The 14,400-nt window shown below is 65.2% G+C and carries 12 protein-coding genes; 10 read left to right on the plus strand and 2 right to left on the minus strand.

Annotated elements, in window-relative coordinates:
- Window positions 1-53 precede the first annotated feature (53 nt).
- The 6 genes from ATE59_RS15460 to ATE59_RS15485 all read left to right on the plus strand — a co-directional run bounded on the left by ATE59_RS15460 (window position 54) and on the right by ATE59_RS15485 (window position 7,485).
- Window positions 54-977 (plus strand): hypothetical protein, encoded by a 924-nt coding sequence (locus ATE59_RS15460; RefSeq protein WP_156416814.1) that lies wholly within the window; start codon window positions 54-56, stop codon window positions 975-977.
- Between the two features lie 19 nt (window positions 978-996).
- Window positions 997-1,680, plus strand: a complete 684-nt coding sequence (locus ATE59_RS15465) for a fumarylacetoacetate hydrolase family protein (RefSeq protein WP_058813201.1) — start codon at window positions 997-999, stop codon at window positions 1,678-1,680.
- A gap of 97 nt (window positions 1,681-1,777) precedes the next feature.
- A complete protein-coding gene (locus ATE59_RS15470) occupies window positions 1,778-3,406 on the plus strand; it encodes a thiamine pyrophosphate-binding protein (RefSeq protein WP_058813202.1) in 1,629 nt (542 codons plus the stop codon).
- Entirely contained in the window at window positions 3,403-4,845 is a 1,443-nt protein-coding gene (locus ATE59_RS15475) for an aldehyde dehydrogenase family protein (RefSeq protein ID WP_231737446.1), read from the plus strand. Before ATE59_RS15470 ends, ATE59_RS15475 begins: the two co-directional genes overlap by 4 nt.
- The gene (gene kynU / locus ATE59_RS15480) at window positions 4,835-6,082 is read left to right on the plus strand and encodes a kynureninase (RefSeq protein WP_058813203.1); all 1,248 of its coding nucleotides are present in this window, start codon (window positions 4,835-4,837) and stop codon (window positions 6,080-6,082) included. The genes ATE59_RS15475 and kynU overlap by 11 nt, the downstream gene beginning before the upstream one ends.
- 17 nt (window positions 6,083-6,099) lie before the next feature.
- Complete coding sequence (locus tag ATE59_RS15485) at window positions 6,100-7,485, plus strand: amino acid permease (protein ID WP_156416815.1); 1,386 nt, start codon at window positions 6,100-6,102, stop codon at window positions 7,483-7,485.
- Here ATE59_RS15485 and ATE59_RS15490 read toward each other — a convergent pair.
- Complete coding sequence (locus ATE59_RS15490) at window positions 7,440-8,429, minus strand: LysR family transcriptional regulator (RefSeq protein ID WP_058813204.1); 990 nt, start codon at window positions 8,427-8,429, stop codon at window positions 7,440-7,442. The two genes, ATE59_RS15485 and ATE59_RS15490, sit on opposite strands and share 46 nt — an antisense overlap.
- Window positions 8,430-8,590: 161 nt before the next feature.
- Between ATE59_RS15490 and ATE59_RS15495 the strand changes: the two genes are divergently transcribed.
- Window positions 8,591-9,607 carry an amidohydrolase family protein gene (locus ATE59_RS15495; protein WP_231737448.1) on the plus strand — a complete coding sequence of 339 codons (1,017 nt, stop codon included), beginning with the start codon at window positions 8,591-8,593 and terminating at the stop codon, window positions 9,605-9,607.
- Window positions 9,608-9,638: 31 nt separating this feature from the next.
- Here the strand turns inward: ATE59_RS15495 and ATE59_RS15500 are convergent, their stop codons facing one another.
- Window positions 9,639-10,445 carry an SDR family oxidoreductase gene (locus tag ATE59_RS15500; RefSeq protein ID WP_003052734.1) on the minus strand — a complete coding sequence of 269 codons (807 nt, stop codon included), beginning with the start codon at window positions 10,443-10,445 and terminating at the stop codon, window positions 9,639-9,641.
- A gap of 148 nt (window positions 10,446-10,593) precedes the next feature.
- Here ATE59_RS15500 and ATE59_RS15505 point away from each other — a divergent pair, with 148 nt between their 5' ends.
- The 3 genes from ATE59_RS15505 (at window position 10,594) to secA (ending at window position 14,197) form a co-directional block, all read left to right on the plus strand.
- Entirely contained in the window at window positions 10,594-10,977 is a 384-nt protein-coding gene (locus tag ATE59_RS15505; protein WP_058813206.1) for a hypothetical protein, read from the plus strand.
- Between the two features lie 107 nt (window positions 10,978-11,084).
- Complete coding sequence (locus ATE59_RS15510) at window positions 11,085-11,354, plus strand: hypothetical protein (RefSeq protein ID WP_120694221.1); 270 nt, start codon at window positions 11,085-11,087, stop codon at window positions 11,352-11,354.
- A gap of 107 nt (window positions 11,355-11,461) precedes the next feature.
- On the plus strand, window positions 11,462-14,197 hold the full coding sequence (gene secA, locus ATE59_RS15515) for a preprotein translocase subunit SecA (protein WP_003052744.1): 2,736 nt from the start codon (window positions 11,462-11,464) through the stop codon (window positions 14,195-14,197).
- Window positions 14,198-14,400: the final 203 nt, after the last annotated feature.

Genomic DNA, 14,400 nt, shown 5'->3' on the forward strand with positions numbered 1-14,400 from the left:
GGATCCCGGCCTTCGCCGGGATGACGGAAGAAATGTTTTAGAAGGACAAACGGATGCGCACAGCCACAATGGCGCTGGCGGGGGCCTTGCTCCTTGCCGGATGCTCGAACACGCCCGGTAAACAGGCGCCGCAGGCTCCCGCCGAACCCGCGGGCGACAATATCCTGCACATCAGCTGGGGCGGCATTGCCGAAGCGGATGCGGGCGAGGCGAAGCGCCACTGGTCGACCTGGGCGATCAACCTTGTCGACGGTGGGCCTGCCTATGGCTGGCTGTCGGACAAGGGCATCACGCTGCCGCACGCGCTGAATTTCGAGCTGACTGGCACCGCAAAGATCGATGCCGTCGCGCTCGATAACCGGTTCGAGCCGGTGGTGCGTGAGGATGGATCGATGTCGCAGACCGCCGAAGGGTCGCCGGTCCGGCGCTTCGCGCTGCTCGGCTCGAACAAGGGGCCGGAGGGACCCTATGAAATGCTGGTCGAGGGAGAAGCGAAAGCGGATGCGCGAACCGTCGTGAAACTGCCGACGGCCGCATCGGCACGCTGGCTCCGACTGCGCATCGACAGCAATTGGAAGGGCCGCGGGCCGACGCGGCTTTCCGATCTTGCCGTGCTCGGCACGCTCGATCGCCGCGGCGACGCGGCGGTTGCCGATGCCGATGCGAGCGGCGTCTATTCGCACGAATATGGCCCGATCCTGTTGCGGCAGCAGGGCAATGAGATATTCGGTTGCTACAACGACGGGCTCGGCACGCTGCGCGGGACGGTATTCGGGCGCATCATGCGGCTTGCCTGGTATTCGAAGGCAGAGGGCAGCATTGGCGCGGCGACGCTGGTCGCGGCGAACGGCAAGCTCTATGGCTTCTGGTATCGCCCCGAAGACAAGATGGGCAGCCCGTGGAATGCGGTGAGGGAAGGCGGCCTTGCGGGCGCCGACCTCGGCAAGTGTCGCGCGGCGCTCTATCCGTCTTCCTGACATCGAGGACGCCCTTTTCATGACCCTGCCATTTGCCGTTGCCGCACCTACTGCCGAGATTGCCGGCAGCGCCGATCGCTTTCCGGTTCGCCGTATTTTTTGCGTCGGCAAGAATTACGCCGATCATGCGCGCGAAATGGGCGGCGATCCGACGCGTGAGCCACCCTTCTTCTTTTCGAAGCCCGCCGACGCGCTCGTCGGAGCGACCGCCGACATCGCGATGCCGCCGCGCACCGACAATCTGCATCACGAGATCGAGCTGGTGGTAGCGCTGGGCAAAGGCGGTGCGAATATCGCGGCGGCTGACGCTCTGTCGCACGTCTTCGGCTATGCCGTCGGCAACGACCTGACGCGCCGCGATTTGCAAGCCGACGCAAAGGCCGGCGGGCGGCCGTGGGACATGGCGAAGGGCTTCGACCATAGCGCCGTGCTGTCGCCGATTCGCCCCGTGGCCGCGGTCGGTCATCCGGCCAGCGCGCGGATCTGGCTGTCGGTCAATGGCGAGTCGCGGCAGGAGGGCGACATCACCGACATGATCTGGCCGGTAGCCGACATCATTGCCGAACTGTCGGCCTATGTCGAACTGCGACCCGGCGACCTGATCTACACCGGCACGCCCGCGGGGGTAGGCCGTATCGTCGCGGGCGATGTCGTCGAAGGCGGTGTCGACGGCATCGGGACCATAGCCAACCGCTTCCTATAACCGCATCGATATATCATGGCGGCCATTCGGTATTTTTTGTGTATGGCTTCGGCGCCTAGGCCGGTCGCGAAACTGGCTCTCGGATGAAGGATCGCACATGACATCGACCACAGTCGCCCGTAACGTCGTAACGGGGCTGCGCGATCTGGGCGTCCGCCATATCTTCGGCGTGCCGAGCGGCGGCTGGGTCGATTATATGGAAGCGATCCGCACGACCGACGGTATCGATTTCGTGCTGGCCAGCCACGAAGGCGGGGCGGGCTTCATGGCCGACGTCTGCGGGCGACTGACCGGCGTTCCGGGAGTGTGCTTCGGCACCTTCGGTCCCGGCGCGACCAATCTTGCGACCGGCGTCGGCGGCGCGACGCTCGACCGATCGCCTATGCTCGCGCTGACCGACGAGATGCCGGCACCGCTGCGCGGCCGCACGGTCCAGATGGGGATCGACCATCAGGCGCTGTTCGCGCCGCTGACCAAGGCGACGATGCGGATCGCGGCGGACAGCGCGACCGACACGCTGGCCGAAGCGGCGCGTATCGCGCTGTCGGGGCGCCCCGGCGCAGTGCATGTCGGCCTGCCGCAGGGAATGAGCGCCGAAGCCGTCGAAGCGCAGGCGATCGGTGCGGTCGAGGCCGACCCGCTGCCGATGCCCGACCCCGCCGCGACCGCCGCGCTGGTCGCCGCCTTTGCCGCCGCCGAACGGCCTGTCCTCGCAATCGGTCTCGGTGCCGTTCATGCCGGGGTGCAGGACCGCATCGCCGCGCTCGCCGAGCGCTTCGGCTTGCCGGTGCTGCTCACCCCGATGGCGAAGGGCATGATCGCCGAGGATCATCCGAATTACGCCGGGGTGCTCTTCCATGCGCTCTCCGATATGGTCGGACAGACCCATGCCGAGGCCGATCTGGTCGTCGCGATCGGTTACGACCCGATCGAGTTCAATTACGAAAGCTGGATGAAGGACGGGCTGGCGCTCGCCAGCGTCGACGTCGCGCCCATCGATATCGACCGCGACAAGCATCCGGTCGCCGCCGAGGTCGTCGGAGCGATCGCGCCGGCGCTCGACGCGCTGCTGGCGCTGCCCGCTGCCAGCAAGCGTTGGGATCTCGCCGGGCTCGCGGCACGCAAGGCTGCGATGTTCGCGAAGCTTGCGGGGCGGGACGGCGCCTTCGGGCCTTGCGCGGCCCTCGACGTGCTGCGCGACGTGCTGCCTGACAATGGCATCATGACGTGCGATGTCGGCGCGCACACGCATCTGATCGGCCAGCACTGGCGCACGCCGAAGCCCGGTACGCAGATCATGACCAACGGCTGGTCGGCGATGGGTTTCGGTCTTCCCGCAGCAATTGCTGCGAAGCTCTGTCGCCCCGATACGCCGGTATGCTGCGTGCTCGGTGACGGCGGCTTCCTGATGACCGCGGGCGAACTGGCGACCGCGGTGCGCGAAAAGCTGCCGCTGGTGATCGTGATCTTCACCGACAACGACCTCGCGCTGATCCGCATCAAGCAGGAAAAGAAATCCAATCCCATCTATGGCACCCCGGTGCGCGCCGAGGGAACGATCGGCGGCCCGTCGCTGTTCGGTGTGCCGGTAACGGTCGCGCGCGATCCGGCGGAATTTCGGGCGGCACTCGTTGCGGGCTTTGCCGCGGACGGGCCGGTGATCGTCGAGGCCCTGCTCGACAGCCGCGAATATGACGATCTGGTGCTGCGCAAGGATAAGCCATGATGCACGCCGCCTTGGGCAGCGAACGGTCGCTGCTGATCGGCGGCCGCTGGGAAGCGGCGGAGCAGGTGATGCCGGTGACCAACCCGTGGTCGAGCGAGGCACTCGGCGCGGTCGCCTGCGCCGATCCTTCGCACGTCGCGCGCGCGGTGGCGAGCGCGCTGCGCGGTGCCGAGGCGATGCGCGATCTGTCGAGCGGTGCGCGGTCGCGCATCCTCCATGCCGCTGCCGCCGCTCTCGAGGCGGAAGCCGAAAGCTTCGCCGCCGCGATCACGGCGGAAACGGGCAAGCCGATCCGCGCCGCCGGGCGCGAAGTGGCGCGCGCGGTCAACACGCTGCGATTGTCGGGCGAAGAGGCGGTGCGGCTTGCGGGCGAGACGCTTGCCTTTGACAGCTTTCCCGGCGGCGAAGCGCGGTCGGGCCACTATGTCCTCGAACCTGTCGGGGTGGTCGCCGCGATCACACCGTTCAACGATCCGCTCAACCTTGTCTGTCACAAGCTCGGTCCCGCCTTCGCCGCGGGCAACGCGGTTGTGCTCAAGCCCGCGGAGCAGGCGCCGCTCGTCGCGATCCGGCTCGCCCGCCTGCTGCTCGCCGCTGGCCTGCCCGGCGAAGCGCTCAACCTGCTCACCGGGCGCGGCGGCGATTTTGGCGACGCGCTGACCGGGCACGCCGATGTGGCGATGGTCAGCTTTACCGGTGGAGCAAAGGTGGCGCAGGCGATCTGCCGCGCGGCCGGGATCAAGCGGCTGGCGATGGAACTTGGCGGCAACGGTCCGGTGATCGTGATGGACGATGCCGATGTCGGGAGGGCTGCGGCCGCCTGCGCGGCGGGCGCTTTTGGCGCGGCGGGGCAGAATTGCGTCGGGGTGCAGCGAATCTATGTCCATGATGCGATCCATGACGTCTTTCAGGCCGCGCTCGTCGCCGCGACCGAAGCATTGCGCGTCGGCGATCCGCTGGACCCGGCAACAGACGTCGGGCCGATGATCGGCGGTGACGAGGCGGCGCGCGTCATCGCCTGGGTCGACGATGCGGTCGCGCGCGGCGCGACCCTGCTTACGGGCGGTGAGCGGGCCGGGGCGCTGGTCCGGCCGACGCTGCTTGCCGATGTTCCGGGCGACGCGCCGGTGGCCTGTCATGAAGCCTTCGGTCCCATCGCGAGCCTGTTTCGCTTCGCCGATCTGGACGAAGCCATCGACGCCGCGAACGGCGCCGACTACGCGATCCACGCGGCGATCTTCACCGAATCGCACCGCACCGCCCGCCACGCGGCGCGGCGCCTGCGTGCGGCAGGGGTGATGATCAATGATTCGACCGACTACCGCCTCGATGCCATGCCGTTCGGCGGTGCCGGACGCGGGAATATGGGGCGCGAGGGGGTGCGCTTTGCGGCGCGCGAAATGTCGCAGACGAAGGTGATTTGCTACCATGACGCTTGATAGTCTCGATCGCGCCGCCTGTGCGGCGATGGACGCCGCCGATCCGCTCGCCCCCTTGCGCGATCGCTTCGATATCCCGACGGGGATGATCTATCTCGACGGCAATTCGCTGGGCGCGATGCCGAAGGGCGCGGCGGCGCGCGCGCACGACGTGGTGACCCGCGAATGGGGCGCCGACCTGATCAAGAGCTGGAACAGCGCGGGCTGGTTCGACCTGCCGGTGCGCCTCGGCGACAAGCTTGCCCCGCTGATCGGTGCGGGGGACGGCGAGGTCATCGTCTGCGATTCGACAAGCCAGAATCTGTTCAAGGTGCTGTCGGCGGCGGTCGCGCTCCGCCCGGACCGCAAGGTCTTGATCCTCGAAGGCAGCAATTTCCCGACCAACAATTACATTGCCCAGGGCGTTGCCGCCGCGACCGGCGGGCGCGTGGAGGTGCGGCTCTGCGAAAAGGACGAGATCGCGGATGCGATCGACGAGGACACGATCGCGGTCGCGATCACCCACGTCCATTACAAGACCGGGCATATCCACGACATGGCCGCGATCACCGCGCGCGCGCAGGCGGCGGGGGCGCTCGCGATCTGGGATTTGTGCCACAGCGCGGGCGCGATGCCGGTCGACCTGTGTGGCGCGGGCGTCGATTTCGCGGTCGGCTGCACCTATAAATATCTGAACGGCGGTCCGGGCTCACCCGCCTTCCTGTTCGCGGCAAAGCGGCACCAGGGTCAGGCGCTGCAGCCCGTGACCGGCTGGTGGGGTCATGCCGCGCCCTTCGCTTTCGAGCCCGGCTATCGGCCGCAGCGCGACATTCGCCAGTTCCTGATCGGCACGCAGCCGATCCTGTCGATGGCGCTGGTCGAAGTCGGTCTGGACATCCATCGCGCCGCCGACATGGGCGCGATCCGCGCCAAATCGATGGCGCTGACCGACCTGTTCATCCGGCTCGTCGATGAACGTTGCGCCGGCCATGGCTTCACCCTTGCATCGCCGCGCGAGGCGACGGCGCGCGGCAGTCAGGTGTCCTTTGCTCACGCTGACGGCTATCCGATCATGCGCGCGCTGATCGCAGCGGGCGTGATCGGCGATTTCCGCGCGCCCGATACGGTGCGTTTCGGCTTCACGCCGCTCTATGTCGGCTATGCCGATGTCTGGGATGCGGTCGATCGGCTGGTGACGATCATGGATGAGGGGATATGGAAACGACCCGAACATCAAATCCGCGACGCGGTGACCTGAGCGCGAGGGCAGGGGGAATGACGATGGACGAACAGGCCTATCTCGACCGCGAGGCGGGGCTCGAGCGCGGACTCAGCAAGGCGCAGATCATCATGATCGGCCTTGGCGGGGCGATCGGCACCGGCCTGTTCATGGGATCGGGCATCGCGATCGGCTACGCCGGGCCGGGCGTCCTGATTAGCTATCTGATCGCGGCACTGGTCGCGGTCATCATGGTGTTCAGCCTGTCGGAGATGGCGGTCGTCCATCCTACGGCGGGTTCGTTCGGTACCTATGCCGAAATCTACCTTGGCCCGATGATGGGATTCATCGTGCGCTATACCTACTGGATCCAGCAGGTGCTGCTGATCGGCAGCGAGGCGGTTGCGGTCGGCATCTATATGGGATGGTGGTTCCCCGATACGCCGGTGTGGATGTGGGCGCTGGGCAGCGCGGCGACGGTCGTCTGGGTCAATACGCGCGCGGTGCATAATTTCGGGTCGGTCGAATATTGGCTGACCGTCATCAAGGTGTCGGCGATCGTCGGCTTCATCATCGTGGGCCTCAGCCGCATCTTCGGTATCGTCGGCGATCCGGTCGGGCTGCACAATGTCACGGGGCTCGCTGGCGGTTTCCTGCCCAACGGCTTTTCGGGTGTCTGGATGGCGGTGCTGATGGCGCTGTTTTCGTTCATGGGGCTGGAGTTCGTCGTCGGCACCGCGAGCGAGGCGAAAGACCCGAAAGAGGCGATACCGGCGGCGCTGCGCACGATGGCGGCGCGGCTGTTCCTCTTCTACATCCTGGCTTTGTTCATCATCGTCGCCTTTATGCCGTGGACCGAATCGGGCGCGAAGGTCGTTACCGAAAGCCCGTTCGTGAAGATGTTCGCCAGTGCGGGGATCCCCTATGCCGCCGGCATCATGAACTTCGTCGTCGCGACCGCGGCGCTGTCGGCGATGAACACCAGCATCTATCTGGGATCGCGCATGCTCTTTTCGCTCGCGCGCGGCGGCTATGCACCGCGAAAGCTGGGTGAACTGAATGCGCAGCATGTCCCGATGCGCGCAACGATCGTCACCGGCGTCGGCATCCTCCTCGCCGCCTCGCTGTCGATCCTCACCCCGCTCGCCTATAATTATCTTTTCGGGATCGTGCTGTTCGGCGGTCTGCTGGTCTGGGGTGCAATCCTCGTCAGTCACCTGCGTTTTCGGCGGCGCCATCGCGGCGCCGATCTGCCGGTGCAGATGCCCTTCTTCCCTTATGCCCAGCTTCTGGGGCTGGCGCTGCTGGGGGCGATCGGTGTGACGATGGCGGTCGATGCCGACTGGCAGGTCGCCGTCTTTGCGGGTGGCCCGTGGCTAGTGCTGATCGCTGCTTCCTATTTCGTCTGGCGGCGCGTGTCGCCCTCGGCGGAAGCCGGCTGATCCTGCCCCAGTTCGCTGCGGATCTCCGCGGCGACCTCGTGGACGACGTCCATGAAATAGGCGGCGGCCGCCGACAGTTCGACATTGGCATGCGTCGTCGCGCCGATCCGCGAACTGGCGCCTTCGAGTGTCACGGGCAGCGCGACGAGACCCGCCTGACCGATCCCGACCTGATGCGGCATCGCCGCCACCATGTCGGTGCTCATCAGCAGGGCGTGATTGGTAAGGATAGATACCGATTCGATCACGTCGAGCGGCGGTTCCAGATCTTCGTGGCGAAAGGCCTGGTCGATCTGGCGGCGCAGCGATGTCTGCGTCGGCGGCATCACCCACGCCTGATCGACCAGGTCGGCGAGCGTCAGCGCGTCACGCTGCGTCAGCGGATGGCCGGCGCGCACCATGATCGACACGGTGTCGAGGTACAGCACATCCTGCTTCAGGCCCTCGCGCTCGCGATATTCGGGCAGGCGGCCGAGCACGACGTCGATGTCACCGGTGCGCAGGCCGGGCATCAACCGGTCGATCGTGCCTTCGGCGACCGTCACCGCGATCCCGGGACGCCGCTCGCGCAGTCGCGCCAGCGCGCGCGGCAGCAGCGATGTCGATGCCGCAAGCAATGTGCCGACATGGATCCGCCCCGACAGACCTTCTTCCAGCGATTGCAATTCCTCGCCGGCATGGCGAAGCTGCGCAAGGATCAGCTTCCCATGCTTGATCATGACCGCACCGAAATCGGTCGGGGTGACGCCGCGCGACGAGCGCTCGAAGAGCTGGACGCCCAAGGCGTCCTCCAACTCCTTGATGCTCTTCGTGGCCGCGGGCTGGGCGATGTTGAGCGCCTGCGAACCCTTCAGCACCGTGCCTTCGTCGGCGATGGCGGTCAGCAGCCGCAACTGACGCAGCTTCAGGCGTCCGAGCAGGAAATTCTCGTGAAATTTTGGCATGATGTATCTCCCACCCGGTTCGGACAGGATATAGCCATTTTGTAATAGCGAGGGCAAGTCTGGGGATTATTGTTGATAGCTACCCGTCGTTACTCAACCGCATGGCCCGCGCGCTTCGGCGACCCGCGGGGTGTTTGAAGAACAAGGGTGCGGCGACAATTATGATGGACAATCCAGCGCAACGGGCGGCCGTGATCGACATGCACAGCCACTTCTTTCCGGCGATGGATGCCGCCTATCGCGCCCGCGCCGAAGCCGACGGTCTGCCGTGGCTGCGCGATGACGGCGACGGCAGCGGCTTCATCATGTCGGGCGCCAAGATGTTCCGCCCCGTCGACGATATATTGTGGAATCCCGCGCGCCGCGTCGAAGCGCTCGACCAGCAGGGGATCGACCTGCAAATCATCTGCGCGACGCCGATCATGTTCGGCTATAGTCGCCCCGCCGGGCAGGCGCTCGAATGTGCGCAGCGCTTCAATGACGCGGCGCTCGAATTTTGCGGCCACGCGCCGCATCGGATGAAGGCTCTGGCGCAGGTGCCGTTGCAGGATATCGACCGCTCGTGCGCCGAGGTCAGCCGCGCGATGGAATGCGGCCACCTCGGCGTCCAGATCGGCAATCACATGGGGCTGCGCAACCTCGACGATGAAGGCATTTTGACCTTTCTCACCCACTGCGCCGAAGTGGGCGCGGCGGTACTCGTCCACCCGTGGGACATGATGGCACGCGAACGCATGCCCAAATATATGCTGCCCTGGCTCGTCGCGATGCCCGCCGAGACGCAGCTTTCGATCCTGTCGCTGATCCTGTCGGGCGCCTTCGAACGCCTGCCGAAAAGCCTGCGCATCTGTTTCGGTCACGGCGGCGGCAGCTTCGCCTTTCTGCTCGGCCGCGTCGAAAATGCCTGGAAATATCGGGACATCGTCCGTGTCGATTGCCCGAACCCGCCCTCGACCTATGTCGATCGCTTTTTCGTCGATTCAGCGGTGTTCGATCCGCACGCGCTGACCCTGCTCGCCGAAGTAATGGGCGAAGACCGTATCCTGCTCGGTTCGGACCATCCGTTTCCGCTCGGCGAGCAGGACATCGGCCAGCTCGTTCGCGATCACAGCGGCCTGTCGGGCGTGCAGAAGGCCAAGATATTCAGCGGCAATTCCCGCAGGTTTCTGAATCTGTAGCGCACACCGTCTTTCGCGCCCGACCGGCGCGTCAATGCGCCGCGGCGCCGCCGAGGCCGTCGATCTTTTTCGATTGCTTGGCGATCAGGCCGGGGAAGAAGCGCGCGAGGCGACCGAGGCGGCGCGCCATCTTGCCGACGGGGACATGCACGCGGTCGCCGTGAACGGCATCCCACGCTGCCTTTGCGACATCTTGCACCGGCGAGATTTCGAAACCGCTCGCCGACAGGCGGTCGCGGGCCGGCTCGTTGCTGTCGGCGCTGACCTGATCGAGCAAAGGCGTGTCGATGAAGCCGGGCATCAGCGAGCGAACCTTGATCCCGTATTTGGCGAACTCGATCTCCAGCCCCTCGGTCAGCCCGCGCACCGCGAACTTCGTCGCCGAATAGACGGCAAGCCCGGCGACGCCATAGAAGCCCGACGCCGATCCGGTGTTGAGGATCGCCGATCCGGGGGTCGCGCGCAGCAACGGCATCGCCATGTAGATGCCGTTGACGACGCCGCCGAAATTGATCGCAATCAGCCGGTCCGCCTCTTCGGGCGGCATGTCGAGGAACTGGCCGCCCGATCCGATACCGGCGTTGTTGAACAAGACGTCGAGGCGACCGCCGCTGGCGGCTGCGAATTCGGCAAGGGCAGCTTTCCATTGGTCGCGGTCGCGTACGTCCATGACGTGGCGCGACGAGGCGCCTTCGGGAAGCAGCGCGGCGGTTTCGTCGATGCCCTGCTTGTTGACGTCGGCGATCCCGACGAACCAGCCCTGTGCTGCGAAATATTGCGCGGTGGCGCGGCCGATGCCCGATCCGCCGCCGGTGATGAATATCGCCTTCCGTGCCATCCCGTCCTCCCTGACATGTTTGTCAGTAGAGAACAGGCGAAGTTGACGCGCCCGTCAAGCGCAATCGCGGGCGCGCGAAGCAAACGGGCTTTGACAGCGATGCGCGCGGCGATATGGAGCAAGGCAGGTCGCAGGGGAGTATCAGACGATGAACAAGCTGTTTTTGGCCGCCGCGCTGGCCGTCGTTTCGATCCCGGCGGCCGCAACCGCGCAAACCCCGAAAGCTGCGCCGACGATCGGCGACTATGTCGAAGCCATGCGCTCGACGGTCGGGATGGTGTTCGAGGGCGGTATCCAGATTCGGGCGGTGGATGCCGAGGACAATACGCTGGTGATTACCGTGACCGGACCCGACGGATGGCGGGCCGACGCAACGCCGCAGCAGGTTTCCGATGCCCTAGTCACGGGCTTCTGCGAAACCTCGCCCGAATTTTTCCGGTCCAGCCACATCACGATGCGCGTCGATTCGATCGATCTGAAGGCCAAGACGAAGGGGCCGGTGGTCGCGGATTGCCCATCGGGCGGCGCGTGAGGGCGTCGCACGTCGTTGCGCCGCCTCTGGACGTCCGCCTCCTTTCACCCTATGTTCATGCACCAGCGCGCTATATGCGGCGCGTTGGATTGGAATAGGGGCGATTCTTGCGGTTATTGCTGACCCTTTTGGCGCTGCTCACCGGCTTCGCGACCGCGGACCGGGCGATGGCGGCGCCTGCCACGCCCGTGGCAATGGGGTCGCTGGTCCTGCTCGCCGAAAGCGCGAACAAGGCCGAGGCGAGCGATAGCGAACGCCGACCAACCACCGCTACCCCGACTCGCCGCACGACGAGCGGCGGCAGCGGCAAGCCGCGCAAGGCGGCCCCGCCGCATCTTCCCGGCCTCCTCACCGGCAGCGACCGCGCGCTCGAATAGCCTTTCGGCATTGCCCTGACGGGCCAGGCTCCGAATGATCGGGGCCTTTTTCTGCATATTCGTGCGGCGCGTCCGCCACCCTTTTCGATAATCCAAGGAAATCCGCCATGTTCGGCAGCATTGCCAAGAGCCTGTTCGGCTCGTCCAACGACCGCTACGTCAATTCGATCCGCAAGACCGTCGCCAAGATCAACGCCTTCGAGCCCGAAATGGAAGCGAAGAGCGACGAGGAACTGAAGGCGCAGACTCCGAAGTTCCGCGCCCGGCTGGATGCCGGCGAAACGCTCGACGACATCCTGCCCGAAGCCTTTGCGACGGTTCGCGAAGCGGCAAAGCGCACGCTTGGCATGCGCCATTTCGACGTGCAGATGATTGGCGGCATCGTCCTCCACCGCGGCGAAATCGCCGAAATGGCGACGGGCGAAGGCAAGACGCTGATGGCGACTTTGCCCTGCTATCTGAATGCGCTCGAGAGCAAGGGCGTTCACGTCGTCACCGTGAACGACTATCTCGCCCGCCGCGACGCCGAATGGATGGGCACCGTTTATGGCTTTCTGGGGCTGACGACCGGGATCATCGTTCCCAACCTCAACGAAACCGAACGCCGCGCCGCCTATAACAGCGACATCACCTATGCGACGAACAACGAGCTGGGTTTCGATTATCTGCGCGACAACATGAAATATGACCGCGGCCAGATGGTCCACCGCCCGTTCAATTTCGGCATCGTCGATGAGGTCGATTCGATCCTGATCGACGAAGCGCGTACGCCGCTGATCATCTCCGGCCCGACCGACGACAAATCCGAACTCTATATCCGCGTCAACGAAGTGGTCCTCCAGCTCGGCGAAGAGGATTATGAGAAGGACGAAAAGGCGAAGTCGATCAGCCTGACCGAAGAAGGCACCGAGCATGTCGAGCGATTGCTCGAAAACGCCGGGCTGCTCCAGGGCAGCAACCTCTACGACATCGAGAACACGCAGGTCGTCCATCACGTCAACCAGGCCCTGAAAGCCATCGTGATGTTCCGCCGCGACACCGACTATATCGTCAAGGACGGCAAGGTCGTCATCATCGACGAATTCACCGGCCGCATGATGGATGGCCGCCGCTGGTCCGACGGCCTGCACCAGGCGGTCGAGGCGAAAGAGGGCGTGAATATCGAGCCCGAAAACCAGACGCTCGCCTCGATCACCTTCCAGAATTATTTCCGCATGTATCCCAAGCTGAGCGGGATGACCGGCACCGCGGCGACCGAGGCGGCCGAATTCTTCGAAATCTACAAGATGAACGTCGTCACCATCCCGACGAACCGCCCGATCGCGCGCATCGATGAGGAAGATGAATTCTACAAGAATATCACCGACAAGTTCGGCGCGATCGCACGCACGATCCGCGATGCGAACGAGCGCGGCCAGCCGGTGCTGGTCGGCACGGTGTCGATCGAGAAGTCCGAGCTTCTGTCCTCCTATCTCGAAAAGGAAGGCGTGCCGCACAGCGTCCTCAACGCGCGCTTCCATGAAAGCGAAGCGCATATCGTCGCGCAGGCCGGCCGCGCCGGCGCGGTGACGATCGCGACGAACATGGCGGGCCGCGGCACCGACATCAAACTCGGCGGCAGCGAAGAATTCCGCATCGAGGACGAGCTGAAGGACATGCCCGAAGGCGCCGAACGCGACGCCGCCGAGGCACGAATCCGCGAGGAAGTCGCCGCCGAGCGAGAGGCGGTGAAGGCCGCCGGCGGGTTGTTCGTGCTCGCCACCGAGCGCCACGAAAGCCGCCGCATCGACAACCAGCTGCGTGGCCGTTCTGGCCGTCAGGGCGACCCCGGCCTGTCGAAATTCTACCTCTGCCTCGACGACGATCTGCTTCGCATCTTCGGTCCCGACACGCTGTTCGCCAAGATGATGAACAAGAATCTCGAGGATGGCGAAGCGATCGGATCGAAGTGGCTGTCGAAGGCGATCGAGACCGCGCAGAAGAAGGTCGAGGCGCGCAACTACGACATCCGCAAGCAGGTCGTCGAATATGACAACGTCATGAACGACCAGCGCAAGGTGATCTACGAACAGCGCGGCGAGATCATCGACAGCGAAACGGTCGATGACGCGATGACGGCGATGCGTGCCGAAACGGTCAATGCGATCGTCGCCGATGCGTGCCCGCCGGGCAGCTATCCCGAGCAATGGGACATCGAGGCGATGAAGGAGCGGGTGGCGAACATCCTCGACCTCAGCCCGCCGTTCGATGAATGGATGCAGGAAGATGCGGTCGATGCCGAAATCTTCGAGGAGCGCATCCAGCAGATGGCCGACGCGGCCGCCGCCGAAAAGGCGGCGCAAGTCGACCAGGAAAGCTGGCGCGGTATCGAAAAGTCGATCCTGCTCCAGACGCTCGACCATCATTGGAAGGACCATCTCGCGACGCTCGACGCATTGCGGCAGGCGATCTTCCTGCGCGCCTATGCGCAAAAGCAGCCGATCAACGAATATAAGGCCGAGGCTTTCGGGCTGTTCGAACGGATGCTGCAGAATATCCGCGAGGATGTGACGCGCACCGTGGCGCGGATCGATTTCCAGTTCCAGGAACCCGAACCGATGCCGCTGCCCGATCTGCCGGACTTCCTGACCACGCACATCGATCCCTTCACGGGCGAGGACAACAGCGCCGATATCGACGGCGGCTCGCTGGGCGTGATCGCCGACACGCTGCCGCCGATGCAGGTGCCGCGCCCCGATCTTCCCGAAGGCGAAAATCCCTATGCGGCGCTGGAGATCAGCCGCAACGCGCCGTGCCCCTGTGGTTCGGGCCGCAAGTACAAGCACTGCCACGGGCAGCTTTGACGGCATAGGACGGCGGGGCCGCGCGCCGGTGCGCGCGGCCCTTCGCGCCGTGACGAGGCCGCTTGCCATCGCGCGGCGGCGCGATTAGCATCTTTCCCATAAGCTTGGTGGCCGTGTAGCCGCCGGGCGACGTAGCAGGTCGGAACAGGGCGCCGCGTTTATCGTGCGCGGTTGGCGTGGCTGTTGCGTGGAAAGGGTCGGAG

The sequence above is a fragment of the Sphingopyxis sp. A083 genome (assembly GCF_001468495.1).
Lineage (GTDB): Bacteria > Pseudomonadota > Alphaproteobacteria > Sphingomonadales > Sphingomonadaceae > Sphingopyxis > Sphingopyxis terrae.

What these genes read in the sequence shown, in the direction of transcription:
- ATE59_RS15475 (WP_231737446.1), top strand. Translation starts at nt 3,403, where the DNA reads ATGATGCACGCCGCCTTGGGCAGCGAACGGTCGCTGCTGATCGGCGGC.
- ATE59_RS15465 (WP_058813201.1), top strand. Translation starts at nt 997, where the DNA reads ATGACCCTGCCATTTGCCGTTGCCGCACCTACTGCCGAGATTGCCGGC.
- ATE59_RS15485 (WP_156416815.1), top strand. Translation starts at nt 6,100, where the DNA reads ATGACGATGGACGAACAGGCCTATCTCGACCGCGAGGCGGGGCTCGAG.
- kynU (WP_058813203.1), top strand. Translation starts at nt 4,835, where the DNA reads ATGACGCTTGATAGTCTCGATCGCGCCGCCTGTGCGGCGATGGACGCC.
- ATE59_RS15470 (WP_058813202.1), top strand. Translation starts at nt 1,778, where the DNA reads ATGACATCGACCACAGTCGCCCGTAACGTCGTAACGGGGCTGCGCGAT.
- ATE59_RS15505 (WP_058813206.1), top strand. Translation starts at nt 10,594, where the DNA reads ATGAACAAGCTGTTTTTGGCCGCCGCGCTGGCCGTCGTTTCGATCCCG.
- ATE59_RS15500 (WP_003052734.1), bottom strand. Translation starts at nt 10,445, where the DNA reads ATGGCACGGAAGGCGATATTCATCACCGGCGGCGGATCGGGCATCGGC.
- ATE59_RS15495 (WP_231737448.1), top strand. Translation starts at nt 8,591, where the DNA reads ATGATGGACAATCCAGCGCAACGGGCGGCCGTGATCGACATGCACAGC.
- ATE59_RS15460 (WP_156416814.1), top strand. Translation starts at nt 54, where the DNA reads ATGCGCACAGCCACAATGGCGCTGGCGGGGGCCTTGCTCCTTGCCGGA.
- secA (WP_003052744.1), top strand. Translation starts at nt 11,462, where the DNA reads ATGTTCGGCAGCATTGCCAAGAGCCTGTTCGGCTCGTCCAACGACCGC.
- ATE59_RS15490 (WP_058813204.1), bottom strand. Translation starts at nt 8,429, where the DNA reads ATGCCAAAATTTCACGAGAATTTCCTGCTCGGACGCCTGAAGCTGCGT.